The 24765-nt window shown below is 72.4% G+C and carries 17 protein-coding genes and 1 riboswitch; of the genes, 8 read left to right on the top strand and 9 right to left on the bottom strand.

What is annotated here, in order from left to right; all coding sequences use genetic code 11:
* Nucleotides 1–4 precede the first annotated feature (4 nt).
* The 4 genes from OG700_RS14215 to OG700_RS14200 all read right to left on the bottom strand — a co-directional run bounded on the left by OG700_RS14215 (nt 5) and on the right by OG700_RS14200 (nt 4192).
* Entirely contained in the window at nt 5–400 is a 396-nt protein-coding gene (locus OG700_RS14215; RefSeq protein ID WP_405613440.1) for a hypothetical protein, read from the bottom strand.
* A 71-nt stretch (nt 401–471) separates the two neighbouring features.
* Nucleotides 472–1527, bottom strand: a complete 1056-nt coding sequence (locus OG700_RS14210; protein ID WP_405613438.1) for an NlpC/P60 family protein — start codon at nt 1525–1527, stop codon at nt 472–474.
* 251 nt (nt 1528–1778) lie between these two features.
* The gene (locus OG700_RS14205) at nt 1779–2888 is read right to left on the bottom strand and encodes a hypothetical protein (RefSeq protein ID WP_405613437.1); all 1110 of its coding nucleotides are present in this window, start codon (nt 2886–2888) and stop codon (nt 1779–1781) included.
* A gap of 137 nt (nt 2889–3025) precedes the next feature.
* A complete protein-coding gene (locus OG700_RS14200) occupies nt 3026–4192 on the bottom strand; it encodes an NlpC/P60 family protein (protein WP_405613435.1) in 1167 nt (388 codons plus the stop codon).
* Nucleotides 4191–4352, bottom strand: a riboswitch (cyclic di-AMP (ydaO/yuaA leader). (Overlaps the previous gene by 2 nt.)
* Before the next feature lie 192 nt (nt 4353–4544).
* On the opposite strand from OG700_RS14200, the gene OG700_RS14195 reads away from it, so the two are divergent.
* The gene (locus OG700_RS14195; RefSeq protein ID WP_405613433.1) at nt 4545–7127 is read left to right on the top strand and encodes an ATP-dependent DNA helicase; all 2583 of its coding nucleotides are present in this window, start codon (nt 4545–4547) and stop codon (nt 7125–7127) included.
* 81 nt (nt 7128–7208) lie between these two features.
* Here OG700_RS14195 and OG700_RS14190 read toward each other — a convergent pair whose 3' ends face one another.
* Both OG700_RS14190 and OG700_RS14185 read right to left on the bottom strand, forming a co-directional pair.
* Nucleotides 7209–8765 (bottom strand): peptidoglycan DD-metalloendopeptidase family protein, encoded by a 1557-nt coding sequence (locus tag OG700_RS14190; RefSeq protein WP_405613431.1) that lies wholly within the window; start codon nt 8763–8765, stop codon nt 7209–7211.
* Nucleotides 8766–9082: 317 nt separating this feature from the next.
* Nucleotides 9083–9991, bottom strand: coding sequence for an esterase/lipase family protein (locus tag OG700_RS14185; RefSeq protein WP_405613429.1), 909 nt, complete (start codon nt 9989–9991; stop codon nt 9083–9085).
* A 228-nt stretch (nt 9992–10219) separates the two neighbouring features.
* Between OG700_RS14185 and OG700_RS14180 the strand changes: the two genes are divergently transcribed.
* Complete coding sequence (locus OG700_RS14180; RefSeq protein ID WP_405613427.1) at nt 10220–10633, top strand: cobalamin B12-binding domain-containing protein; 414 nt, start codon at nt 10220–10222, stop codon at nt 10631–10633.
* Nucleotides 10634–10695: 62 nt separating this feature from the next.
* Here OG700_RS14180 and OG700_RS14175 read toward each other — a convergent pair whose 3' ends face one another.
* Together OG700_RS14175 and OG700_RS14170 are read right to left on the bottom strand one after the other, a co-directional pair.
* Entirely contained in the window at nt 10696–12342 is a 1647-nt protein-coding gene (locus OG700_RS14175; protein ID WP_405613425.1) for a DUF5691 domain-containing protein, read from the bottom strand.
* Between the two features lie 201 nt (nt 12343–12543).
* The gene (locus OG700_RS14170) at nt 12544–13932 is read right to left on the bottom strand and encodes an SWIM zinc finger family protein (RefSeq protein ID WP_405613423.1); all 1389 of its coding nucleotides are present in this window, start codon (nt 13930–13932) and stop codon (nt 12544–12546) included.
* Between the two features lie 117 nt (nt 13933–14049).
* Here OG700_RS14170 and OG700_RS14165 point away from each other — a divergent pair, with 117 nt between their 5' ends.
* The 5 genes from OG700_RS14165 to sucD all read left to right on the top strand — a co-directional run bounded on the left by OG700_RS14165 (nt 14050) and on the right by sucD (nt 21161).
* Entirely contained in the window at nt 14050–15186 is a 1137-nt protein-coding gene (locus tag OG700_RS14165; protein WP_405613421.1) for an AAA family ATPase, read from the top strand.
* A complete protein-coding gene (locus tag OG700_RS14160) occupies nt 15183–17687 on the top strand; it encodes a DUF5682 family protein (RefSeq protein ID WP_405613419.1) in 2505 nt (834 codons plus the stop codon). The genes OG700_RS14165 and OG700_RS14160 overlap by 4 nt, the downstream gene beginning before the upstream one ends.
* Before the next feature lie 2 nt (nt 17688–17689).
* Entirely contained in the window at nt 17690–18865 is a 1176-nt protein-coding gene (locus OG700_RS14155) for a VWA domain-containing protein (protein ID WP_405613417.1), read from the top strand.
* Nucleotides 18866–19080: 215 nt separating this feature from the next.
* Nucleotides 19081–20256 (top strand): ADP-forming succinate--CoA ligase subunit beta, encoded by a 1176-nt coding sequence (sucC, locus tag OG700_RS14150; RefSeq protein WP_405613415.1) that lies wholly within the window; start codon nt 19081–19083, stop codon nt 20254–20256.
* Nucleotides 20257–20276: 20 nt separating this feature from the next.
* Nucleotides 20277–21161, top strand: a complete 885-nt coding sequence (gene sucD, locus OG700_RS14145; RefSeq protein WP_405613413.1) for a succinate--CoA ligase subunit alpha — start codon at nt 20277–20279, stop codon at nt 21159–21161.
* 159 nt (nt 21162–21320) lie between these two features.
* Here the strand turns inward: sucD and OG700_RS14140 are convergent, their stop codons facing one another.
* A complete protein-coding gene (locus OG700_RS14140; protein WP_405613411.1) occupies nt 21321–22706 on the bottom strand; it encodes a helix-turn-helix domain-containing protein in 1386 nt (461 codons plus the stop codon).
* Nucleotides 22707–22822: 116 nt separating this feature from the next.
* Here OG700_RS14140 and OG700_RS14135 point away from each other — a divergent pair, with 116 nt between their 5' ends.
* A complete protein-coding gene (locus tag OG700_RS14135) occupies nt 22823–24667 on the top strand; it encodes a DUF6350 family protein (RefSeq protein WP_405613409.1) in 1845 nt (614 codons plus the stop codon).
* Nucleotides 24668–24765: the final 98 nt, after the last annotated feature.

Raw genomic sequence — 24765 nt, 5'->3', positions numbered from 1 at the left:
CCGTTCAGCTTGAGCAGAGCCATTTCGTGACGTACTCCCGGCCGTCGTGCCGGAGCACGCCCCGGACACACTCGCCGCGTGCCGTGTCGAGCGTGCCGGTGGCCGTGGTGACGCCGTCCTTTGTACGGAGGGTGCCGAACCAGCCGGGGAACGCGGTGATCCGCGGGTCCTTGCGCTGGTAGCCGAGTTGGAAGGTGGCGGCGGCGGTGTCGTCGCCACCCGCGCCGTGCCGTACGTAACGCGTCGTGAATGTTCCCTCGCCGCCCACCGGGCCGCCCTCGACGCAGAGCCGGCCGCCGGTCAGGTCGCCGCAGCCCTCGGGGGTGACACCGACCGGGGCCAGGACGAGCAGCGCGCCCAGGGTGAGCGCGGTCGCGCGGGCCGCCCGTCTGTGTCTCATGGCGTCATCGTCGTGCGACGGGTGCGGCACGGCACCCGGGCTTGGGCCGGGTGGGGGCCTCCTGGGGAGGGTTACGCGGGGCGGGCGGCGCCCGCGAACGGCATCTCGTCGATCGGGGCCAGCCGCACCGCGGCGCCGGGCCGAGGGGCGTGGATCATCTGCCCGCCCCCGGCGTAGAGCCCGACATGCGAGATGCCGGAGTAGAAGAACACCAGGTCGCCCGGTGCGAGCTGGGAGCGCGAAACCCGTTGGCCCACGTTGATCTGGGTGTACGTGGTGCGCGGCAGAGAGACTCCGGCGGCGCGCCAGGCGGCCTGCGTCAGCCCCGAGCAGTCGAACCCGTCGGGCCCGGTCGCGCCCCACACGTACGGCTTGCCGAGTGCCCCACGCGCGTACGCGATCGCGGCGGCGGCACGGGAGTTGGGCGCGGTGGCCGAAGCCGGGCGGCTCTGTGAGCGGTCGGCGCGCGGATCGGCCGACCCGGTGCTCTCGGCGTACCGGGCGCGCTCGGCCGCGGTGAGCCGGTCGAGCAGCTTCCCGGCGTCCGCGAGCTTCTTCTCGACGGTCGACTTGTGGGTGGCCAGCTCGGACTGACGGCTCTTCAGGACGGCGAGCTTGCCGTCGGCCTTCGTACGGAGGCGGCTGATGTCGCCGAGTTGGGCGCGCATCCCGCTGACGGCTCGGGCCTGTTGGAAGCCGGCCCGTTCGGCGAGCGCCGCCCCGCGCAGATACTCGTCGGGGTCGGAGCTGAGGGCGAGCTGTACGGCGGGGTCGAGGCCGCCCGCGCGGTACTGGGCGGCGGCGATCGAACCGAGCGCGTCGCGCGAGACGTTGAGCCGCTCCGTGCGCCGGGTGGCCTCGTCGCGCAGTTTGTCCAGCGAGGCGCGCGCCCGGTCAGCCTTCTCCTTCGCGCCGTTGTACTTCTCGGTGGCGGCCTCCGCCTCGTGGTAGAGCTTGTCGACCTCCGTCTTCACCTGCGCCGGGGTGAGCCGCGGTTCGGCGTGCGCGGGGCCTTCCAGCCCGGTGGCCGTCGCGGCCCCGGCGAGCGCGAGAGTCGCCGCCGTACGGCCGTACGGGCCGCTGAACGGCCGGTGCTTGGATCGTCGGGGTCGGCGGTGCGCTGCCACGGGGGCGTCCACATCCTTCGTTCCACGTGGGCCCGGATGGCCCGTACGGGAAAGGACGGTAGGCGCGCGGGTCACGGACGTGCGCCGTCATGGCCGCTATTGCCCGCAGGTGGAAGATCACCGGCGGATTGTGGTCGCTTCTCTTACCTGCGTCGGGTCACTTCCCGGCAGGACATGACCGTTCCGACGACACCGACCGCGCACCGGCCGCGCACCGGCCGCGCACCGGCCTCGGCGGTGGTCAGGTCCGCCTACGACCGCGTCGCCGTCCCGCATCCCCCGTCCACGCTCCCCGTCCGCTCGGTCACCGGCCCGCTGCGGTCGTAGGGATCCACCGCGGCACCGCCATCGGTGGCCCGCCGCTCGGTGCCGTACTCGGGGACGAGGTATCCGGTGGGGGCGTCGCAGCCGCCGTTGGTCATGTGGGCCTTGTACGAAACGAGGGAGAAGGTCCCCCGCTCGGTGATCACCTTCGCGGGATCGTCCCAGTTCAGCACCGTCTCGCGGCGCACGATCGTGCGCGCGACCTCGTCGTCGCCGCCGCTGTCCGCCGCCGCCCGTGTGACCGGGTAGACGTACGTGACGTCGGCGGTCACCTGAAGGGCGCCGCGCTCGCCCTCCCGGTAGCTGATCCGGCCCCGCGTCTTGACAACGTCCCCGACGACACGGGTGTGCTCCTTGTCGAACCGGCTGAAGAGCAACAGCGGGTCGTTCTCCTCGCTCGGCGCGCGGAACGAGGTCGCCAGATAGTCCTGGACGTCCTTCTGATGCGGATTGATCAGCGCGATCGCCTCCGCCGGCCGCGCGCCCCGCAGCACCGCCGGATCCAGACCGGACGCGGCGAGGAAGTCACGGCTCCGGTCGAGCGCGTCCTTCACCTGCGCCTCGCTCATCCACCCCGTCGCCCTGGCGGCGGGCAGCGTGATCCCGGCCGTCCCGCTGTCCCAGCGCGCCGCGGGCGACCCCCTGAACGGTTCGTCGAGCGTGGGCAGCCCGGCCGGTTCCATGGGCGGTGCCTGGTCCGGGCGCTCCGACTCCGCGGCGAGCGGCCCTCCGGCCCCGCCGTCATCGCCGAACCACCCGGTGACCCGCCCCGGATCCAGCGCCACGGCCAGCAGCGCGACCGAGGCCAGCAGCCCGACGACGTACCAGCCCTTCAGCCGCCTCGGCCGCCGGGCCGGCCGGTGCGTGCGCCACCCCTCCGGGGGCGCGGGCTCCTCCCGCAGCCGCCGTGTCACCATCCGGGCCCGTGCCGAGGGCTCCTTGGGCGCGTCGGGCACGCCGTCCGCCGACTCCCGCAGGAATCGCTCCCACTCCTCGTCGGACGTGGACGAACCGCCCTGATCCCCACCCGCGTTCATGCCGGACTCCTTCTGTCACCACCACGGTGTCGGTACCACCGCGACGGCCCCTCCCCAGGGACATCTGTCGCATGATCGCATAGGGGGTCGAAGGGAGCCCCGAGGAGCAGCCGGCCCGGAAACAGGGGCCAACGGGCTCAGGCCGGGCGCACGCTGCCGTAGATCGGCATGTAGTAGATCGACTCCTCACGGACGTTCGCGCCCGGCTTCGGCGCGTGGATCATCTTGCCGTCGCCCTGGTAGATGCCGACATGGCTGATGTCGTCGTAGAAGAACACCAGGTCGCCGGGGAGCAGATCCGCCGTGGCGACGCGCTTGCCGACCTTGACCTGGTCCCAGGTCGTACGCGGCAGCTGGACACCCGCCTCCTTCCAGGCGGCGGCCGTCAGCCCCGAGCAGTCGTACGAACTGGGGCCGGTGGCGCCCCACACGTACGGCTTGCCGATCTGCGCGCGGGCGAACGCGAGCACTTTCTCGGCCTTGGCCGCGTACGTACCGTCCGTGTCCCCCGTGCCCGTGCCCGTGTCGGTGCCGCCGCCGGCGGCGGGCGGCTGTTCCTCCTGCCGCGCCTCCTCCTGGCGCTTGCGCTCCGCCGCCTCCTCCTTGGCCTTCGCCTCGGCCTTGCGGCGCGCCTCCTGCTCCTTCTTGCGCTCCAGCTCGGCGAGGACCGCCTTCTCCTCGGCCGTCAGCTCCGACAGCAGCGACCGCGCCGCCGCGAGCTTGTTCTGGACCCTCTGCTTGCCGACCTTGAGCGACGCCTGCGACTCAGTCAGCGTCTCCAGGCTCTTGGTCGCCTTGGCGCGCTGCTTGGCCGCGGACCGCTGCTCCTTCTGGAAGTCCTCGACGGCCCCCTGCTGGCGGTCCGTCAGCCGGTCCATCAGCTGGGTCTGCTCGAAGTACGACTGAGGGCTGTCGGCGAACATCAGGGCGGCCGTGGGACCGACCGCGCCCGCGCGGTACTGCGCCGCCGCATACGTACCGAGGGCGCGCCGCGCCCCGTTCACCTTGTCGGCGCTCTTGGCGACGTCGTCCAGCACTCGCTCGACCGACTTGCGCTGCGTGTCGGTCGCTTCCTTCGCCTTGTTGTACTGCTGCGTCGCCGTCCCGGCCTGCCGGTACAGGTCGTCGACCTTCTTCTGCACCTCTTCCACCGAGGGCTTCGGCTCGGCCGGCGCGGCGGTGGCGCTCTGCGTCGACAGCAGCGTGACCGAGGCGAGCGCGGCCGTCGTGAAGCCGACGGCCGGTGTGTTCCCGCGCAGTGCGGTGCGCGTGCGCGATTTGCGATGCGACGCCAAGGTCGACATCTCCTTCCGTGGACCGCCTACCGGGTTAGCTGTCGGGTTCGGGCGGAACGGAAGGCTGCCCTACGGGCCGGGAATTACGGCCCGATTCACCCCGGTCGAACATGGTGGGTCCCCGGTTCCGGGCTGCTGTGCGCAGGCCCGGATTCGGCGCAGGCCGCCCGCTCGGCGCTGATCGCCGACGGAGTACGGACCGCCTCGGCGAGCACGCTAGCCAACCTGTGGTGCCGCTGTGAAGGTCGATGGCCGATATGCCCGATACATTTTCGTGACCTTTCGCGTAAACGTTCCTGGGCGGCCCCGCGAGGCCATGTGGCGGCGGGCTGTCAGTGCGGCACCCTAGACTCGGGAAGCGATGAGCAGCCTCTTTGACGACAGCTTCCTGGCGGACCTCCAGCCCTCGGCCGATGAGCCTCCGCCGCCGCCCGAGGACACCGCGCCGGAGCAGGTGCCCGACGATCTCTTCGGAGGGAAGTTCGACGTGCCCCCGCCCAGGGATCCGTACCACCGCGACGGCGCCCCGCGCACCGTCGTGGACCCGGCGGCGCTGCTCGAAGGGCTGAACGACGAGCAGCGCGCCGCCGTCGTGCACACCGGATCGCCGCTGCTCATCGTGGCCGGAGCGGGCTCGGGCAAGACCCGGGTGCTGACCCACCGGATCGCGTATCTGCTGGGCACCCGCAGTGTGCATCCGGGCGAAATACTGGCGATCACGTTCACCAACAAGGCCGCGGGCGAGATGAAGGAGCGCGTCGAGCAGCTCGTCGGACCGCGCGCCAACGCCATGTGGGTGATGACGTTCCACAGCGCCTGCGTGCGGATCCTGCGCCGCGAGTCGAAGCGGCTCGGCTTCACGTCGTCGTTCTCGATCTACGACGCGGCCGACTCCAAGCGCCTCATGGCCCTGGTCTGCCGCGATCTGGACCTGGACCCCAAGCGCCACCCCCCGAAGGCGTTCAGCGCCAAGATCTCGAATCTGAAGAACGAGCTGATCGACGAGGAGACGTTCGCCGGTCAGGCCACGGACCCCTTCGAGAAGACGCTGGCCGAGGCGTATCGGATGTATCAGGCGCGGCTGCGCGAGGCCAACGCCCTGGACTTCGACGACATCATCATGACGACGGTCCATCTGCTCCAGGCGTTCGGGGACGTCGCCGAGCACTACCGCCGCCGGTTCCGCCACGTCCTGGTGGACGAGTACCAGGACACCAACCACGCGCAGTACACCCTGGTGCGCGAGCTGGTCGGCCCCTCGGGCGAGGGACACGACCCGGCCGAGCTGTGCGTCGTCGGTGACGCCGACCAGTCCATCTACGCGTTCCGGGGCGCCACGATCCGCAACATCCTTCAGTTCGAGGAGGACTATCCGGACGCCAAGACGATCCTGCTGGAGCAGAACTACCGCTCCACGCAGACGATCCTCAGCGCGGCCAACGCGGTCATCGAGCGCAACGAGAGCCGGCGGCCCAAGAATCTCTGGACGAACGCGGGCGCGGGCGCCCGGATCACCGGGTACGTGGCGGACACCGAGCACGACGAGGCGCAGTTCGTCGCCGACGAGATCGACCGCATGACGGACGCGTCGGAGGCCAAGGCGGGCGACGTCGCGGTCTTCTACCGGACGAACGCGCAGTCGCGTGTCTTCGAGGAGATCTTCATCCGCGTCGGCCTGCCCTACAAGGTCGTCGGCGGTGTGCGCTTCTACGAGCGCAAGGAGGTCCGCGATGTGCTGGCCTATCTGCGCGTGCTCGCCAATCCGGAGGACAGCGTCCCGCTGCGCCGGATCCTGAACGTGCCCAAGCGGGGTATCGGCGACCGCGCCGAGGCGATGATCGACGCGCTCTCGCTGCGGGAGAAGATCTCCTTCGCGCAGGCGCTGCGCCGGGTGGACGAGGCGTACGGCATGGCGGCCCGCTCGTCGAACGCGGTGAAGCGCTTCAACACGCTGATGGAGGAGCTGCGTACGGTCGTGGAGTCCGGCGCCGGTCCGGCGACGGTCCTGGAGGCCGTACTGGAACGGACCGGCTATCTGGCGGAGTTGCAGGCGTCGACCGACCCGCAGGACGAGACGCGGATCGAGAACTTGCAGGAACTGGCCGCCGTGGCGCTGGAGTTCGAGCAGGAGCGGGCGCAGGCGGCCGGGGCGGACGACACGACGGCAGCCGCCACGGGCGCGGGCGCGACGACGGCCGCGGACACGGCTGCCGACGCGACCACGGCCGCCGACGCGACCACGGCCGCCGACGCGGATGAGGCGGCTGCCGACGCGGACGCGCCGCCCGCCGCCCCCTCCGGCACCCTCGCCGAATTCCTGGAGCGGGTCGCGCTCGTCGCCGACTCCGACCAGATCCCCGACGAGGACGAGGACGGCTCCGGTGTCATCACGCTGATGACGCTGCACACGGCGAAGGGACTCGAATTCCCGGTCGTCTTCCTGACGGGCATGGAGGACGGCGTCTTCCCGCACATGCGCGCACTCGGCCAGGCGAAGGAGCTGGAGGAGGAGCGCAGGCTGGCGTACGTCGGCATCACCCGCGCCCGCGAACGGCTCTATCTGACCCGGTCCTCGATGCGCAGCGCGTGGGGCCAGCCCTCGTACAACCCGCCGTCGCGCTTCCTGGAGGAGATTCCGGGCGAGTATCTGGAGTGGAAGCGCACCGGCCCGATGGCCGCCCCCGCCGGACCGACGTCGGGGATCACGTCCTCGCTGTCCGCGTCCCGTGCACGGTCCGGCCCCGCCGGCTTCGCCACGCGGCGCGCGACCGAGAAGCCGGTCATCTCGCTCGCGGTGGGGGACCGGGTCACGCACGACCAGTTCGGGCTCGGGACGGTCGTCACGGTGACGGGGTCGGGCGCCGACGCGCAGGCGACGATCGACTTCGGTGACTCGAAGCCGAAGCGGCTGCTGCTGCGGTACGCGCCGGTCGACAAGCTGTAGAGGCTGTTGCTGTTCGCTGTTGAGGCGCGACGGCGCCGGGACAGCCGGATGCGGCGGGCCGAGGAGGCCCGCCGCTCCCGACTAAATTTTGAGGCCGTGGCCGCGGAACCAGGGCAGCGGGTCGATCGCCGAGCCGCCGCCCGGTCGTACCTCGAAGTGCAGGTGCGGACCGGTGGAGTTGCCCGAATCCCCGGAGTACGCGATCACATCACCGGCCTTGACGGAGCCGGAGCGGATCTTCGTGCTGCTGAGGTGGCAGTACCAGGTCTCGGTGCCGTCGGCGGCGGTCACGATCGCCATGTTGCCGTAGGCGCTGTTGAATTGCGTACGGACGGTGCCGTCCGTCGCCGCCATCACCGGAGTGCCGTACGAGACGGGGAAGTCGATCCCCGTGTGCATCGACATCCAGTTGACGCCGGCCTGGCCGTAGTACGCGCTGAGAGCGTGATTGGCCACGGGGATCGCGAACTTGGGGCGGGCGGCCTCGCGGGCCGCGGCCTCCGCTTCGCGCTTCTTCTTCTCCGCCGCCTGCCGTTCCTTGAGGTCGATGCGCTCCTGGGTGCGGCTGGCGCGGTCCCCGAAGTCACGCGCGTCGGCGTCGAGAGCGGCGAGTTGGGTGTCGAGCTTGTTGTTGACCGCGGCGGGTTTGACGGCCGGCGCGTCCGCGGCGCTGATCGCGGTCGAGTCGTCCTTGGTCTCCTCGGCGCCGAGTCCGCCGACCGACGCGGCGGCGATACCGGCGACGCCCATCACACAGGCGGAGGGCACGGCGACGGTCAGCAGAGCCGAACGCTTCGCCGGTGTACGGCGCCTGCCACGGCTGCCTCCGGCCGCCCGGCGGACCGGGCGGGGGGCGATGGTCGCGGCGGTGGCGGTGGCGCCGGCCGCGGCACCGACGAGTTGGTCCGCGTGTTCGGAGTGTTCGGAGTGGTCCGAATCGGGCTCCCGCTCCGATTCCGACACCTGTTCAGGCTCCGGACCGGGCGTGTCGTACTCGTGCTCGCTCTCGGGCCGCGGGTACTCGCTCGGTACGTACTCGCCCGGCGTGAACTCCGGCTGCTCGTAAGCGGTTTCGTGCTGGTGCTCGACCTCGGGCTCGTACGTCGCCGGGTCGTAGGACTCGTACGTCGTGGTGTCGTCGTAGTACGGAGCGGGAGCCGGGGCATCGGTCTGGAACGGTACGTCCGGCTGGACCGCCGCCGCGCCCGAGTTCCAGGCGGTGGCGTCGTACGCGCCGGTGTCGGCGACGGGCGCGGCCCACTGGTCGGCGGGGACGCTCTGGCCGGCCGGGTCGTATCCGTAACTGGCCGTCTGGTTGGCCTCGTTCCAGGCGCTGGCGTCCCACTGGCCCGTCGTGTCGTACGACTGCTGGGGCTGCTGAGCCTGCTGGGGCTGTGCCGCGTACGCGTCGTACGGCTCGTACTGGGCTTGGGGTGTGTGCGGCGGCTGCGTCGCGTAGGGGTCGTAACCCGCGTTCCACTGTGCCGAGTCGTACTGACCGCTGTTGTCCGCCTCGTAAGTGACCGTGCCCACCGGGCTCGTGTCCGGAAGCGCGCCGAAGAGGGGGTCACTGTCGAAGCTGCCTGTGGAGCAGCCGTCGTGGGCGGCGTATCCGGCGTGGGGGTGCTGGTCGTTCACCAACTTCTCTCTCGCCTCGGCAGCAGAACCAGGCTCCTGGGGCCGCCTTGACGAACGGTGGGACCCAGAAGGGAAAGCAGTGGCCGCGACTGTACCCGGCGGTATGCGACGGCGACAATCTTCGGCGGCTTCCGGCCGCTCTGGAAACGGGCATTCGGCCGTCTTTCGGCGAACCGCGGACACACCTTTGGCTCTACGTTCGAAACGCGTTCGATTCGAAGGGTGTCGGTGAGGTGTCGAACCGACATCGAAATGAATGTGAACGCAACCAATTTCGATGCCGACGTTTGGGCCGTGGCTCGATCTCCACGCGATCCTCACGCCACCGATATCGCCCCGTCTGTCCGATCTCCCGCCCGTTCCGTGCCGCTTCCTGTCCATTCGGCCGACTCTGCAAGGTCTGCCGGCTCGTTGTCGTCGTGCTCCAGGACGTACCGGATGCCCGCGGCGACGGCCGGGTGCACCGGCAGCGCGAGGTGGCCGATACCGGTCACGCCCACGTTCTGCGCGATGAGGTCGGGATGGTCGACGCGGGCCGCGTCCACCGGTGACATGACCTGGTCGAGATCGCTCCAGAAGCTGACGAACCGGGTCCGGCAGCCGGGCGCCGGCTCCCGCAGCTCCTCGATCAGGTCCGAACCGGGCCGCATCTGCCGGACGACGGGATGCGCGCTCGCCAGCGGGACGGCGGCGGTGCCCGCGTGGGGCGTGCCCATGGTGACCAGGGTCCGTACCCGGCTGTCGCCGCTCAGTCGCTGTACGTAATACCGGGCGATCAGGCCGCCGAGGCTGTGGCCGACGATGTCGACCTCCCGGTGCCCCGTACGGGCACAGACCTCCTCGATATGCCGTCCCAGCACTTCGGCCGCCAGCCGGATGTCGCTGGTCAGCGGCGAGAAATTGAGGGATTCGAGATGGCGCCAGCCGTGCCGGGCCAGTGAGCGGCGCAGCAGGACGAAGACGGAGCGGTTGTCCACGAATCCGTGCAGGAGCAGGACCGGCCGGCGGGAGCGGCCCTCGGTGGGCAGGGTGGCCGTCTCGGGCGGCAGGCCGGGGGCCGGGCGTTCCTTGGTGATGCCACCCGGATAGAGGACCAGATGCCCGGCGAGGATCGCCAGCTCAAGGGCGGAGGCCCGCAGGAGGGTGACGGGCAGCTCCCAGGCCGCCGGCCGCCGCACCACGGACGGAAAGGGTGAGAAAAGCTCGGAGAAAGGCGGGATCTTCATTGACCTACCTCCCTACGCCACACGGGAAGCGGCTCCCTTGCGGCTCCCGTGCCGGGTGGGGCCGGCACGACGCAGAGTGAACATGTCCCAATGTGTGATTTCCCCCTCCCCGGCCGCCGCGAAACAGCGGGGTGCGAGATGCTGGGGATAACGTTCGTTCACCTCTCCGTCCCTCGCCGGTACGGGGACCCGTGCCAATGACGACGTAGTCGGTATGTGGAGGCAGTGATGGGTGTGACCGGTCCGATCCGTGTGGTGGTGGCCAAGCCGGGTCTCGACGGCCACGATCGCGGGGCCAAGGTCATCGCGCGAGCGTTGCGGGATGCGGGCATGGAGGTCATCTACACCGGGCTGCACCAGACGCCCGAGCAGATCGTGGACACCGCGATCCAGGAGGACGCCGACGCGATCGGCCTGTCGATCCTGTCCGGCGCGCACAACACGCTGTTCGCGAAGGTCATCGACCTGCTGGAGCAGCACGACGCGCTGGACATCAAGGTCTTCGGCGGCGGCATCATCCCGGAGGCGGACATCGCGCCCCTGAAGGAGAAGGGCGTGGCGGCGATCTTCACGCCGGGCGCGACGACGACGTCGATCGTCGACTGGGTGCACGCGAACGTCCGGCAGCCGGCGGGCGCGTAACGCGGGGGCGCCGGGGGCGGCCGGGTCGCCCGGGGCACGCGGCCGGTGGGCCGCGCTTGCCCTCAAGCGCCGGACGGGCTGAGGGGCCGGTCCGGTATCTCGGGGCCACCCGTCAGTTCCGCCATCATCGCGGCGCGCAGCCGCAGGGTGGAGACCAGCCGCTGGAACGCCTCCGACCAGTAGCCGCCCGCTCCCGGTGACGCGCCCTCCGGTTCGTCCGGGGTGGCGGTGAGGATTTCCAGGCGGGGCGCCTCCGCCGGGTTCAGACAGCGTTCGGCCAGGCCCATCACACCGCTGAAACTCCATGGGTAACTCCCGCCGTCCCGCGCGATGTCGAGCGCGTCGACGACCGCGCGGCCCAGCGGGTCCGACCACGGCACCGCGCAGACCCCCAGGAGCTGGAACGCCTCCGACAGGCCGTGCGCCGCTATGAACTCGGCCACCCAGGAAGCCCGTTCCGTCACGGGCAGGGTGGCGAGCAGCTTCGCCCGCTCCGCGAGCGACGACGCCCCGGGGCCGATCGCCGGGGACGCGGCCGGTGGTCCCAGCAGGGCGCGGGCCCAGCGGGCGTCGCGCTGCCGGACGGCGGCGCGGCACCACGCCGCGTGCAGCTCGTCCGTCCAGCCGTCCAGGACCGGCAGCGTCACGATCTCCTCCGGCGTACGGTCCCCCAGCCGGCCCGGCCAGAGCGACAGCGGTGTCGCCTCCACCAACTGACCCAGCCACCACGACCGTTCGCCCCGCCCGCTGGGTGGCGTCGGGCTCACCCCGTCGCGTTGCATGTCCGCGTCGCACTCGTGCGGCGCTTCGACGATGACGGTCGGGTCCGCGGGGCCGCCGGTGCGGTCCAGGCTCACGCACGTGGCCGCCCGCGCCGCCATCCGCGCGGCCAGCGCGGAGTCCGGCAGCGCGGACAGCAACTCCGCCGCCGTCGCGCGGACATTGCGGCTGCGGTCGGACAGCGCCTCCTCAAGGAAGGGCTCGTCGCGGTCGGAGAGTCCGGACCGCAGCGAGTCGAGGAACATCAGCCGGTCCTCGGCGCGCTCCGTCGACCACGTCGTGGCCAGCAGCGCCCGCGCGGCGTTCGTGTCCTGCGCGCGTACGGCCGCCAGCAGCGCGACACGCTCGGCGAAGAGCCCCTGCTCCCACAACTGCCTTACGGCTTCGGTGTCCTGGGAGCCGGGCAGGACGGCGCCGCCGGACGCGCCGCGCAGGGCGAACTTCCAGTCCGGGTTGAAGCGCGCGAGCCAGAGCCCGCGCGGTCCGGCGAACGCGAGGGCGTGCGGGCGCAGGTCGTTGCGCCCGCGCGCCGCGTCGAGCAGCGCGGGCAGCGCGGCGGCGGGGGCGCGGTAGCCCTGGTCGTTCGCGGTCGCGAGCCACTGGGGGAGCAGTTCGGTCAGATCAGGGGTCGTACCGCGTCTGCCTCCCGTACCGGCGGGGGCCGAGCGGTCGGCCAGCAGTTGGGCGAGGCGCCTGCTCGCGGGCTCGGGCAGCGCACGGCGGTCGTCGTGCGGCGCGGGCTCCGGCCGGGCGCCGGCGCGCGCCGGGAGCAGCCCCGCCCGCCGCCGCAGTGTGTGGAGCGCGGCGGCGGCCAGCAGCGCGCCGGGCGCGTCCTGGCCGGGCGCGACGACCTCGGCGGGCGGGGTGCGGCGGTCGGTACCGAGGAGGGCGGACGTGACGAGGTCTTCCCAGGGGGTGGTGCCGGTCATTGGATGCCTCCGTCGTACGTATAGATACAGATATAGAGGGGGACGGGTGGAGGGCCATGGTGCGGACCCGGTGCGTTGGTCAGGTTGCGCGGCTTGTGGCCCGCGCCTGTCCTCAATCGCCGGACGGGCTCAAAGGAGCCCGTCCGGTGGGCATTTCAAGCCCGTCCGGCGCTTGAGGACGTACCCGACACCAGGGACCGGTCATGTCAGGCGGACCGTCTCCGCAGAGCCCGGTGACCAGGCGGCGAGCGGGGTGAAGCCGCGATGACCGCACTCGCCGAAGACCGTGACCGGGCCGCCGCCGGAGAGCGCCACCAGCTTCCACAGGCCCGGCCGCGCGAGCGAGGCGGGTGCGATCGGCAGGGCCGACTCCCCGGCGGCGTCGGCCAGTTGCCACCCGTTCCCGTTCCCGTACCCGGCGGCCGCCCCGTCCGGGACCGGTATGACGTCCGTCAGCGTCACCGGCCACGACTCCAGCCACGGATCCTCCCGCAGCGCGGCCCCGTACGCCTCCACCCCGGCCATGGTCGTCCCGCCCGGCGGGGGCGTCCCGCCAGGCTCGGGGATGCCGACCTCCTCGCCCAGATCGGCCCGCAGCTGCCCCGCCCCCGCGTGCGGCGTCAGCTCCGCCTCGATCACCAGGCCCACCGGCAGGGCCGGTTGCGGCGAACGGCCCGCCGCGCCGAAACCGAGCACCAGTGCCGTACGCCCCGACTCCCGCCCGTACAGCCAGATCCGGCGCGTGGTGATCTTGCCGTCCGACGTGTCGTACTGCGCGAGGACCAGCCAGTGGTCCTTGACCGGTGGGCCGTCGGCGGGGGAGGGGAGCCCGACCCGCGTACGGACCGTCGTCGCCAGCGGCGCGGGCAGCCGGTCGATCCCCAGCCAGCCCAGATCCAGCAGATGCAGCAGCGCCGACTCTTCGAGCAGCCGCACCGGCCAGCCCGCCCCCGAGCCCGGGATCGAGCCCAACTCCCGCACCCGCGCCGCCAGTCCGGGCGCCTGCGCGTCCACCATGCGCGCGGCCGTCTCCTCCCACAGCCCGTATCCCGACTGCTCGACCGCCGCCAGCCCGCCGCGCAGCAGGTCCGTCAGCCGCTGCTCAAGCTCCCGCGCGCCGCCGGTGATCCGGGCCGCCCTGCGCTCCGCCCGGCGCCTGGCCGCCTCCGGATCGGCCGGCCCGGCCGCCTCGTCCTTCGCCTTCTCCTTCCGCTCCTCGCTCCGCTTGCGGCGGCCCCCCAGCCACTCCTCCGCCCAGTCGGGCGCCTGGCCGTCCCCCACGTCCGCGACCGTCCTGACGGCCGACACCCCCTCGGCCGCCCACAGCAGCAGCAGCCCCAGCGCGTGCTTGCACGGGAACTTCCGGCTCGGGCAACTGCACTTGTACGCGGGCCCTTTCGTATCTATCACCGTCTGATACGGCTTCTTGCCGCTCCCCTTGCACAGACCCCACACGGCCCCCTCGCCGCTGCTGCCCGCGTCCGACCACGGCCCGGCCGCGCTCAGCCGGACCCCCGCCTTGCGTGACGCGTCGTCAGGCGCCAGAGCCAGCACCTGATCCGCCGTCCAGCGCACCCCCGCTTCATCCATGCCCACGACGTTAGGCCGCCCCACTGACAATCGGCTCTGACCTGCGGAAACGGTCGATTGTCAGTGGCATGGTGCACGGTGGATCCCACACCCGGTCGACGATCTTCAGGGGGATCCATGACCATGCCCGAGACGAGCGCGACGACCGCCGAGACGGTCCGCGAGGCCGTCGGCGCCGAGGTCCTGCGACCGCACGCCGAGGACGCCTTCGCCGGCGAACTCAGAGCGCTCGCCGCCGCCGACGACCGGCCCCGGCCGGTCAGATGGCGGCTGTCGCCCTGGGCCGTCGCGACGTATCTCCTCGGCGGGACGCTCCCGGACGGCACGGTCATCACGCCGAAGTACGTGGGCCCGCGCAGGATCATCGAGGTCGCCGTCACCACACTGGCCACCGACCGCGCGCTGCTGCTCCTCGGTGTCCCCGGCACCGCGAAGACCTGGGTGTCCGAGCATCTGGCCGCGGCCGTCAGCGGTGACTCGACACTGCTGGTGCAGGGGACGGCGGGCACGCCCGAGGAGGCGATCCGCTACGGGTGGAACTACGCGCAGTTGCTCGCCCACGGCCCGAGCCGCGACGCGCTCGTGTCCAGTCCCGTCATGCGGGCCATGGCGGAGGGCATGACCGCCCGGGTCGAGGAGCTGACCCGGATCCCGGCCGACGTGCAGGACTCGCTCATCACGATCCTGTCCGAGAAGACCCTGCCGGTCCCGGAGTTGGGGCAGGAGATCCAGGCCGTCCGCGGGTTCAACGTGATCGCCACCGCCAACGACCGCGACCGGGGGATCAACGACCTGTCGAGCGCGCTGCGCCGCCGCTTCAACACCGTCGTCCTGCCACTGCCGGCCACCGCCGAGGCGGAGGTCGACATCGTCTCGCGGCGCGTCGACCAGATCGGGCGCTCGCTCGACCTGCCGGGCGGCCTCGAAGGCATCGCCGAGATCCGCCGGGTCGTCACGGTCTTCCGCGAATTGCGCGACGGCGTCACGGCCGACGGGCGTACGAAGATCAAGTCCCCGTCCGGGACGCTCTCCACGGCGGAGGCGATCTCCGTCGTCACCAACGGCCTCGCGCTCGCCGCGCACTTCGGCGACGGCGTGCTGCGCCCCGGCGACGTCGCGTCCGGCATCCTCGGCGCCGTCGTCCGCGACCCGGCCGCCGACCGGCTGATCTGGCAGGAGTACGTGGAGACGGTCGTGCGCGAGCGGGACGGCTGGAAGGACTTCTACCGCGCCTGCCGAGAGGTCGGCGCATGACGACGCCGGTCCAGGACACGGCCGCGTCCGCCGGTACCGCCCCGGCGGGCCGGGCCGGCGCGACCCCGGCCCGGCCCGGCGGGAGCGGGCCGTTGCTGCTCGGCGTCCGGCACCACGGGCCCGGTTCGGCCCGCGCCGTACGGGCGGCGCTCGACGCGGCGGCGCCGTCCGCCGTCCTGATCGAAGGCCCGCCCGAGGGCGACGCGTTGGTGCCCCTCGCGGGGGACCCCCAGATGCGCCCGCCCGTCGCGCTGCTCGCCCACGCCGTGGACGATCCGGGGCGCGCGGCGTTCTGGCCGCTGGCCGAGTTCTCCCCGGAGTGGGTCGCGCTCCGCTGGGCGCTCGCCCACGACGTCCCGGTCCGCTTCATCGACCTTCCCGCGACGCACTCGCTGGCCTTCACGGACGCGGACAGGAACGCGGACGGCGGGACCGCCTCCGAAACCGGCCCCGAAACGGAACCCGGCGCGGATCCCCACGCCCCCGCCCGGGCCGCCCTGCGGATCGACCCGCTCGCCGTCCTCGCCGAAGCCGCCGGCTACGACGACGCCGAGCGGTGGTGGGAAGATGTCGTGGAGCACCGCGACGGTGCCGACGAGGACCCGTTCGCGCCGTTCGCCGCCGTCGGCGAGGCGATGACCGCCCTGCGCGAGGCGTACGGGGACGGCGGGCACCACCGCGACCTGATCCGCGAGGCGTACATGCGCATTCAACTGCGCGCGGCGCGAAGGGAGTTCGGCGACGACCGGGTCGCCGTCGTCTGCGGGGCCTGGCACGTGCCCGGACTCGGCGCGAAGACCACGGCCACCGCCGACCGCGCCCTCCTCAGAGGACTGCCCAAAGTCAGGTCCGAGATGACCTGGGTGCCGTGGACCCATCAACGGCTGGCCAGACACAGCGGATACGGCGCCGGCATCGACTCCCCGGGGTGGTACGGACACCTCTTCGGCGCACCCGACCGCCCCGTGGAGCGCTGGCTGACCAAGGTCGCCGGTCTCCTCCGCGAGGAGGACCAGCCCATCTCCTCCGCCCATGTCATCGAGGCCGTCCGGCTCGCCGAGACCCTGGCCACCATGCGCGGCAGGCCGCTCGCCGGGCTGACCGAGACGACCGACGCGATCCGTGCCGTCATGTGCGACGGATCGGACGTGCCGCTCGCACTCATCAGGGACCGGCTCATCGTCGGGGACGTCCTCGGCGAGGTCCCCGACGCCGCGCCGGCCGCGCCGTTGCAGCGCGACCTGATCCGCCTCCAGCGCTCGCTGCGGCTGAAGCCGGAAGCGCTGGAGCGCGAATTGGAGCTCGACCTCCGTAAGGAGACGGACGCCGGGCGCAGCAGGATGCTGCACCGGCTGCGGCTGCTCGGCATCGGCTGGGGCGAACCGGCCGCCGGGCGCGGCGGCACCGGCACGTTCCGCGAGAGCTGGCGGCTGCGCTGGGAGCCCGAGCTGTACGTACGGGTCGCCGAGGCCGGGGTCTGGGGCACCACCGTCCTCTCGGCGGCCACCGCCAAGGCCGAGTCGACGGCGCTGGAGGCGACCGCCCTCGCCGACGTCACGGCCCTGGCCGAACAGTGCCTCCTGGCCGAACTGACCGACGCCCTGCCCGTGGTGATGAACGCCCTCGCGGACCGCGCCGCGCTGGACGCCGACGTCGCCCACCTCGCCCAGGCCCTGCCCGCACTCGCCCGCTCGCTGCGCTACGGAGACGTACGGTCCACCGACACGGTGGCGCTCGGCGACGTCGCCGCCGGGCTCGCCGAGCGGATCTGCGTCGGACTGCCGCCCGCCTGCGCGGCGCTCGACGCGGACGGCGCGGCCGAGATGAGAGGCCACCTCGACAGCGTCCACACCGCGATCGGCCTGCTGCCCGACGCCCCCGGCCGCCCCGCCGGGGACCTGTCCGGGCGCTGGGGAGCCGTGCTGCGCAAACTGGCCGCGCGGGACACCGTGCCCGGCCTCATCCGGGGCAGGTCCGCCCGGCTGCTCCTGGACGACGGGCGCCTCCCCGAGGACGAGGCGGCGCGCCTCATGGGCCTCGCCCTGTCGCCCGGCGCCCCGCCGGCCGACGCGGCGGCCTGGATCGAGGGGTTCGTCGGGGGAGCGTCCGGCGGCGGCATGCTCCTGGTCCACGACGAACGGCTGCTCGGCCTCGTGGACGCCTGGCTGACCGGGGTGCCGGACGGCTCGTTCACGGACGTGCTGCCCCTCCTGCGCCGTACGTTCTCCGCGTACGAACCGGGAGTGCGCCGCACCCTCGGCGAGCTGGTCCGGCGCGGACCGGCGGGCGGCGGCGCGCGGACCGACCGTACCGAGGCGGCGAGCCCCGGCTTCGGCGCCGGTCTCGACGAGACCCGCGCGGACGCGGTCCTCCCGGTCCTGCGCCTCCTCCTCGGCGGACCGGCGCCCCAGGACCCGCGGTCCGGCCCTGAGCACGCCAACGCCAACGACGACACCAACGACGACACCAGCGACAACGACCTCGCGGGGGTGGCCCGATGACCATGGCCGGCACGACGGACGACGCGGCCGACGAGCGGCTGAGGCGCTGGCGGCTGGTGCTCGGCGGCGACTCCGCCGACGGCACCGGGCGCGCGCTCACCGGCCAGGACGCCGCGATGGACGGCGCGTTGACCGCTCTGTACGGAGGCGACGGTGCCACCGGCCCGTCCAGGAAGAGCGGCGGCAACCGCTCCGCCGGGCTCGGCGCCTCCGCCCCCTCGGTCGCCCGCTGGCTCGGCGACATCCGCACGTACTTCCCCAGCTCCGTCGTGCAGGTCATGCAGCGCGACGCGATCCAGCGGCTCGGGCTCGCCGCGCTCCTGCTCGAACCGGAAATGCTGGAGGCCGTCGAGGCGGACGTCCATCTCGTCGGCACGCTCCTCTCGCTCAACAAGGCCATGCCGGAGACGACCAAGGAGACGGCGCGCGCCGTCGTACGGAAGGTCGTCGCCGACATCGAGAAGCGGCTCGCCACCCGCACTCGCGCCACGCTCACCGGCGCCCTCGACCGCTCCGCGCGGATCAGCCGGCCCCGCCACCGGGACATCGACTGGGACCGCACGATCCGCGCGAACCTCAAGAACTACCTGCCGGAGTACGGCACGGTCGTCCCCGAACGCCTCATCGGATACGGCCGCGCCTCGCAGTCCGTGAAGAAGGAGGTAGTCCTGTGCATCGACCAGTCCGGGTCGATGGCGGCGTCCGTCGTCTACGCCTCCGTCTTCGGCGCCGTCCTCGCCTCGATGCGCTCCATCTCCACCCGCCTCGTCGTCTTCGACACCGCGGTCGTGGACCTCACCGACCAACTGGACGACCCCGTCGACGTCCTGTTCGGCACCCAGCTCGGCGGCGGCACGGACATCAACCGCGCGCTCGCCTACTGCCAGTCGCGGATCACCCGGCCCGCCGACACCGTCGTCGTCCTGATCAGCGACCTCTACGAGGGCGGTATCCGCGACGAGATGCTGAAGCGGGTCGCCGCGATGAAGGCGTCCGGCGTTCAGTTCGTGGCGCTGCTCGCGCTGTCCGACGAGGGCGCGCCCGCCTATGACCGTGACCACGCGGCGGCCCTCGCCGCACTCGGCGCCCCGGCCTTCGCCTGCACCCCCGACCTGTTCCCGGAGGTGATGGCGGCGGCGATCGAGAAGCGCCCCCTGCCGATACCGGACACCGCCTGAGTGCGCCTGTGACAGGTATCACCGCCCAGGGGTGATCTGTGATTTAGGGGTCCACGGCCCTCGGGGATAACCTGCGAGACGGACATGCCGCGCGGGACTGACGCCTGCGCCTTCCTTGTGACAAGTGCAGTCACGTTGCCCATCGCGGCACGCCCACGCAGATTACGAACCGCGATCACTGCGAATCTCAGAAGACAGACAAGGGACGGACGCGCGTGGACCTGTTCGAGTACCAGGCGAGGGACCTCTTCGCCAAGCACGGTGTACCGGTGCTGGCCGGTGAAGTCATCGAAACGCCTGAGGCGGCGCGCGAGGTGACCGAGCGTCTCGGCGGCAAGGCTGTCGTCAAGGCGCAGGTCAAGGTCGGTGGCCGAGGCAAGGCCGGCGGCGTGAAGCTGGCCTCCGACCCGGCCGACGCGGTCGCCAAGGCCGACGCCATTCTGGGCATGGACATCAAGGGCCACACGGTCCACAAGGTGATGCTGGCCCAGACGGCGGACATCGCGGAGGAGTATTACGTCTCCTTCCTCCTCGACCGCACCAACCGCACCTTCCTGGCCATGGCCTCCGTCGAAGGCGGCGTGGAGATCGAGGTCGTCGCCGAGGAGAACCCCGAAGCGCTCGCCAAGATCCCGGTCGACGCCAACGAGGGCTGCACCCCTCAGAAGGCCGCCGAGATCGTCGCCGCCGCGAAGTTCCCGGCCGAGATCGCCGACCAGGTCGCCGACGTCCTCCAGCAGCTGTGGACCGTCTTCATCAAGGAAGACGCCCTGCTCGTCGAGGTCAACCCGCTGATCAAGTCCGGTGACGGCAAGATCATCGCGCTGGACGGCAAGGTCTCGCTCGACGAGAACGCCGACTTCCGCCAGCCCGACCACGCGGCCCTTGAGGACAAGGCGGCGGCCAACCCCCTCGAAGCCGCCGCCAAGGCCAAGAACCTCAACTACGTCAAGCTCGACGGCGAGGTCGGCATCATCGGCAACGGCGCGGGGCTCGTCATGAGCACCCTCGACGTCGTCGCGTACGCGGGCGAGGCCCACGGCGGCGTGAAGCCCGCCAACTTCCTCGACATCGGCGGCGGCGCGTCGGCCGAGGTCATGGCGAACGGCCTGGAGATCATCCTCGGCGACCCGGACGTCAGGTCCGTCTTCGTCAACGTCTTCGGCGGCATCACCGCCTGCGACGAGGTCGCCAACGGCATCGTGCAGGCCCTGGAGCTGCTCAAGTCCAAGGGCGAGACCGTCAGCAAGCCCCTGGTCGTGCGCCTCGACGGAAACAACGCGGAGCTGGGTCGCAAGATCCTCTCGGACGCCAACCACCCGCTCGTACAGCGCGTGGACACCATGGACGGCGCGGCCGACAAGGCCGCCGAGCTCGCGGCTGCGAAGTAAAGGTAAAGGTCACCAACACCATGGCTATTTTCCTGACCAAGGAAAGCAAGGTCATCGTCCAGGGGATGACCGGTGCCACCGGCATGAAGCACACCAAGCTCATGCTCGCTGACGGCACCAACATCGTCGGCGGAGTCAACCCGCGCAAGGCCGGCACGTCCGTCGACTTCGACGGCACGGACGTCCCGGTCTTCGGCTCCGTCAAGGAAGCGATCGAGAAGACCGGCGCCGACGTGTCGGTCCTCTTCGTGCCGCCGGCCCACGCCAAGGCCGCGGTCGTCGAGGCCATCGACGCCGAGATCCCGCTCGCCGTCGTGATCACCGAGGGCATCGCGGTGCACGACTCGGCCGCCTTCTGGGCGTACGCGTCGAGCAAGGGCAACAAGACCCGGATCATCGGCCCGAACTGCCCCGGTCTCATCACGCCCGGCCAGTCCAACGCCGGCATCATCCCGGGCGACATCACCAAGCCCGGCCGCATCGGTCTGGTGTCCAAGTCCGGCACGCTGACCTACCAGATGATGTACGAGCTGCGGGACATCGGCTTCTCGTCCGCCATCGGCATCGGCGGCGACCCGGTGATCGGCACGACGCACATCGACGCCCTCAAGGCGTTCGAGGCCGACCCCGACACCGACCTCATTGTGATGATCGGCGAGATCGGCGGCGACGCCGAGGAGCGCGCGGCCGACTTCATCGCCAAGCACGTGACCAAGCCGGTCGTCGGCTACGTCGCGGGCTTCACGGCGCCCGAGGGCAAGACGATGGGCCACGCCGGCGCCATCGTCTCCGGCTCGTCGGGCACCGCGGCGGCCAAGAAGGAGGCCCTTGAGGCCGCGGGCGTCAAGGTCGGCAAGACGCCGACCGAGACGGCCGGTCTCGCCCGAGCCATTCTCGCGGGCTGACACGGACTGACTCTTGGCGGTCGGTTCCGGTACGGTCTTGCGGAGTACGGCAGTTGTACCGCTGCACAACGCGCGTGGGCCCGCACCTTTCAGGTGGTGCGGGCCCACGCGCGTGCTCGTTGCGCGTGCTCGTTCCGCGTGCGCGACAGGGTTCGCGCGTCAGGGGATCCGGGGCAGCAGCCGCTCCGGCCCGTTCATGGGCACGGCGCGGAGCTTGGCGCGCAGCTTCAGATCCTGTTCGCTGAGCTTCTGCGGCCCCATCGGCACCGGGACGCCGCCGACCCGCTGGCCGGGCGCGGGCATCGGTTCGTACCGCGTCGGCGCCGTGACGGCCGTGAAGGCCGTCGCCCCCACGATCAGCACGGTGACGGCGATCGCGACCCGCGTCCAGAACGTGGCGCGGCGCTCGCTCCCCAGCCGTACGGCGGACGCGGTCGCCACGGCCGGCGCCGACACCGTCGCCGCCAGTTCGCGCAGCCGCTCGTGCAGGACCGCCGGCTCCCCCAGCTCGGGCAGTCGCTCGGCGACCGCCTCACGCGCGTGCAGCAGCCGGTTAGCGGCGGCCGGTGTGGTGGCCTCGGTCTCGGCGGCCGTCTCGGGCAGGTCGAGCCCCAGCCCGTCGTAGAGCAGCAGCGTGCGCCGGTACATCGCCGGCAGGTCGAGCAGCGCCCCGCGCAGCGCGCGTCCCTCGCGTTCGCCGGTGGCCGGGTCCGGGTGCCGGTGGGCGCGGCGGAACCGGTGCCAGGGCGATGTCGCGTAGTCGTACGCCGCCACCCGCACCCAGCCCGCGGGGTCACGGTCGACGGCGACCTCGGGCCACCGGTGCCAGGCCAGATGGAAGGCGCGCTCGACGGACTCCTGGGCGAGCGTGCGGCGCCCCGTGAGCAGATACGTCTGGCGTACGAGGGCGGGGGCGGCGTACGCGTACAGCTCGTCGAAGGCCTGGGCGGGCGTGAGACCGGCGGCCTCGGCGGCGGCTGCCCCGGCCAGGGCCTCGGCCTTCTCCTTGCGGCGCTGGGCGTTCTGCCGGGAGCGGCCGTCGGCCTCGACCGCACGGACGGGGCGGCGGTTGAGCGGCTTCTTGCGTGAGGGCGAGGGCGAGGTCGGCGCGGGCGACGACGGGGGCGCGGTCGGCGGAGGTGACGGCGCGGGCGCGGGTGACGGCTCGTCTGTAGGAGGGGTGTCGGCGGCCGGGGTCTGCGCCTGCGCAGTGGTCTCCGGTGCCGTCGTGGAGGCCGCTGCCGGCTGGCGCGCCGGCTCCTGCGCCGGGGAGCTCCCCGAGTCCTTCGACCGCCTCTTGCGCTTCGAACGCTTCTTCTCGTCGAGCTCCGCCGCGTACGCCGCCAGCAGCCGCGCGTACGCCTCGCGCTTGCGCCCCTGGGGCGTCGTACGCCCGGTCTCCCACGATCTGACCGTCGCCCGGGTGACCCCCACTGCGGTCGCGACCTGCCGCTCGGTCAGTTCCTTGGCCTCGCGCAGCCTGCGCCGCTCCTTGGGGGAGGGAAGCGGGGGCACCGAGGAGGTACGAGTGGTGCTCTGCGTCATGAAGAACTCCCCGCAGCACTGTACTGGCCGAAAAAGTACATAAACGTATATTGAGCGACACAACGGCTATCCGCCTGTTACGCGCTTTAAGCGCGTGTCGTTGGGAGCATGACGCCGTGACCCAAGTGAGCGAGCGCAGCACCACGTTGTCCTCGGCCTCGGCCGCCGAACGGGGCCGGGCCGCCGCGCTGACCGCCGCGTTCCTCCGGGGAGGGCTCGCGGCCGGCCTCGGGCTCGGAGCCCTCGCCGTTCTGGTCATCGCGGCCTGGATCAGCTCGCCGTACCCCGACAGCGGCGCCGGCGGAGCGCTGCACATCGCGGCGGCGCTGTGGCTGCTGGCGCACGGCGCGGAGCTGGTGCGGCCCGACACGCTCTCCGGGGTGCCCGCGCCCGTCGGAGTCGTCCCCCTGCTGTTCGTGGCGCTGCCGGTGTGGCTGGTCTACCGGTCGGCGCGCGACGCGCTGGAGCCGGACGAGGGCCGGCCGCAGCTCACGGCGCTCGGCGCGATGTGCACGGTCGCGGGTGGATATGTGCTGGTCGGTATCGCCGTCGTGGTCTACGCGCGGGGCGGGCCGCTCTCCACGGACACCCTCGGTACGGCGCTCAAGCTGCCCGTCCTGCCGGTGCTGTCGGCCGCCGCCGGGGTGTGGGTGGCGAGCGGCCGGCCGCTCGGTCCGCTGCTCGACCGGCTGCCCGGCCGCAAGGCGTCGGACACGTCGGACACGTCGGGCGTGGCAGGGGCGGCAGCGGCGGCAGCGGCGGTGGGGGCTGCCGGGATGCGGCGCCGGGCCGTCGTCGTGATGCGGTCGGCGACCGCCGGGGCGGCCGTGCTGCTGGGCGGTGGCGCGCTGCTGGTCGCGTGCTCGCTCGCGTGGCACGCGGATGCCGCGCAGGCGTCGTTTCCGCAACTGGCGGCGGCCTGGTCCGGACGGATCGCCGTACTGCTGCTGACCCTCGCCCTGGTCCCGAACGCGGCGGTGTGGGGCGCCTCGTACGCCCTCGGCCCCGGCTTCGCGCTCGGTACGTCGGCGACGGTCACCCCGCTCGCCGTGACGGGCAGCCCCGCGCTGCCGCCCTTCCCGCTGCTGGCGGCCGTGCCCGCCGAGGGGCCCGGCACGGCCGTGACGTGGGCGGCGGGGATCGTGCCCGTGCTGGCCGGGGTGGTGATCGCCTGGTTCACGGTACGAGTCGCCGCGCCGCCCTACGCCGAACGGGACGAGGCGTGGAGCGCACGCGACACCGCGCTCGCGGCGGCGGTCGCCGGGGTCGGGTGCGCGGTGCTGATCGCGGCGCCGGCCGCGGTCGCGGGCGGGCCGATGGGGACGGGGCGGCTGGTGGAGTTCGGACCGGTGTGGTGGCTGACCGGGGTCGCCGCGCTGGCCTGGACGGTGGGCATCGGGGTACCGGCGGCGCTGGCGGTACGGGCCTGGCGGGTGCGGGTGCGGCGCGGGACGGACGTGGTGGACGTGGCGGATAAGCCGGAAAAGTCGAACGAGTCGGAAGTGGGAGAGGTGGGAGAGGTGGGAGAGATGGACGCGACGGGTGAGAGCGCGGGCTCGGTGGATGTTCCGCCGGACGTTTCGCCGGACGCCCCGGTGGACGCGACCGCGGCGAAGGCCGCCTGGTGGCGACGGGTGCCGTGGCGGCGGGCAGGGGTGCCGCCCGAGAAGGCCGCGGACGACGGGCCGGGGCCGGTGGAGCACGAGAACGGGGGCGGCGGGGACGGTCCGCCCACACTGGACGGCGCCCACCAGACGCACGAGCCGTACGACTTCCTGCCGATGGACGCGTGGCACGACCGGGACGCGCAGGAGGCGCGCTGGGCGGCGATCAAGCAGGCGTCCGGCGGACTGATGGCCGACTTCCCGCCGAGCCCCGGCCCGTCCGCACCTGGAACCGACCCGAAGCCCGACCCGAAGCCCGACCCGAAGCCCGAGCCGGGACCGAAAGCGGCCGACTGACCGACACCACTCGACCGACACCACTCGAACGAGCGGCGGCCCCGCCCCTCCCGAAACCGGGAAGGGCGGGGCCGCCGCCGTGTGTGCCGCGTGCCGCT

The organism is Streptomyces sp. NBC_01508 (genome assembly GCF_045040315.1).
Lineage (GTDB): Bacteria > Actinomycetota > Actinomycetes > Streptomycetales > Streptomycetaceae > Streptomyces.
The sequence above is the reverse complement of the archived record's forward strand: the minus strand, read 5'-3'. Positions and strand labels throughout refer to the sequence as shown.

Excerpts from the sequence above, each read along its gene's own strand:
- OG700_RS14195 (WP_405613433.1), top strand. The coding sequence starts at position 4,545 with ATGAGCAGCCTCTTTGACGACAGCTTCCTGGCGGACCTCCAGCCCTCG.
- OG700_RS14200 (WP_405613435.1), bottom strand. The coding sequence starts at position 4,192 with ATGTCGACCTTGGCGTCGCATCGCAAATCGCGCACGCGCACCGCACTG.
- OG700_RS14160 (WP_405613419.1), top strand. The coding sequence starts at position 15,183 with ATGACGACGCCGGTCCAGGACACGGCCGCGTCCGCCGGTACCGCCCCG.
- OG700_RS14205 (WP_405613437.1), bottom strand. The coding sequence starts at position 2,888 with ATGAACGCGGGTGGGGATCAGGGCGGTTCGTCCACGTCCGACGAGGAG.
- OG700_RS14175 (WP_405613425.1), bottom strand. The coding sequence starts at position 12,342 with ATGACCGGCACCACCCCCTGGGAAGACCTCGTCACGTCCGCCCTCCTC.
- sucD (WP_405613413.1), top strand. The coding sequence starts at position 20,277 with ATGGCTATTTTCCTGACCAAGGAAAGCAAGGTCATCGTCCAGGGGATG.
- OG700_RS14165 (WP_405613421.1), top strand. The coding sequence starts at position 14,050 with ATGACCATGCCCGAGACGAGCGCGACGACCGCCGAGACGGTCCGCGAG.
- OG700_RS14180 (WP_405613427.1), top strand. The coding sequence starts at position 10,220 with ATGGGTGTGACCGGTCCGATCCGTGTGGTGGTGGCCAAGCCGGGTCTC.
- OG700_RS14155 (WP_405613417.1), top strand. The coding sequence starts at position 17,690 with ATGGCCGGCACGACGGACGACGCGGCCGACGAGCGGCTGAGGCGCTGG.
- OG700_RS14170 (WP_405613423.1), bottom strand. The coding sequence starts at position 13,932 with ATGGATGAAGCGGGGGTGCGCTGGACGGCGGATCAGGTGCTGGCTCTG.
- OG700_RS14140 (WP_405613411.1), bottom strand. The coding sequence starts at position 22,706 with ATGACGCAGAGCACCACTCGTACCTCCTCGGTGCCCCCGCTTCCCTCC.
- OG700_RS14185 (WP_405613429.1), bottom strand. The coding sequence starts at position 9,991 with ATGAAGATCCCGCCTTTCTCCGAGCTTTTCTCACCCTTTCCGTCCGTG.
- OG700_RS14215 (WP_405613440.1), bottom strand. The coding sequence starts at position 400 with ATGAGACACAGACGGGCGGCCCGCGCGACCGCGCTCACCCTGGGCGCG.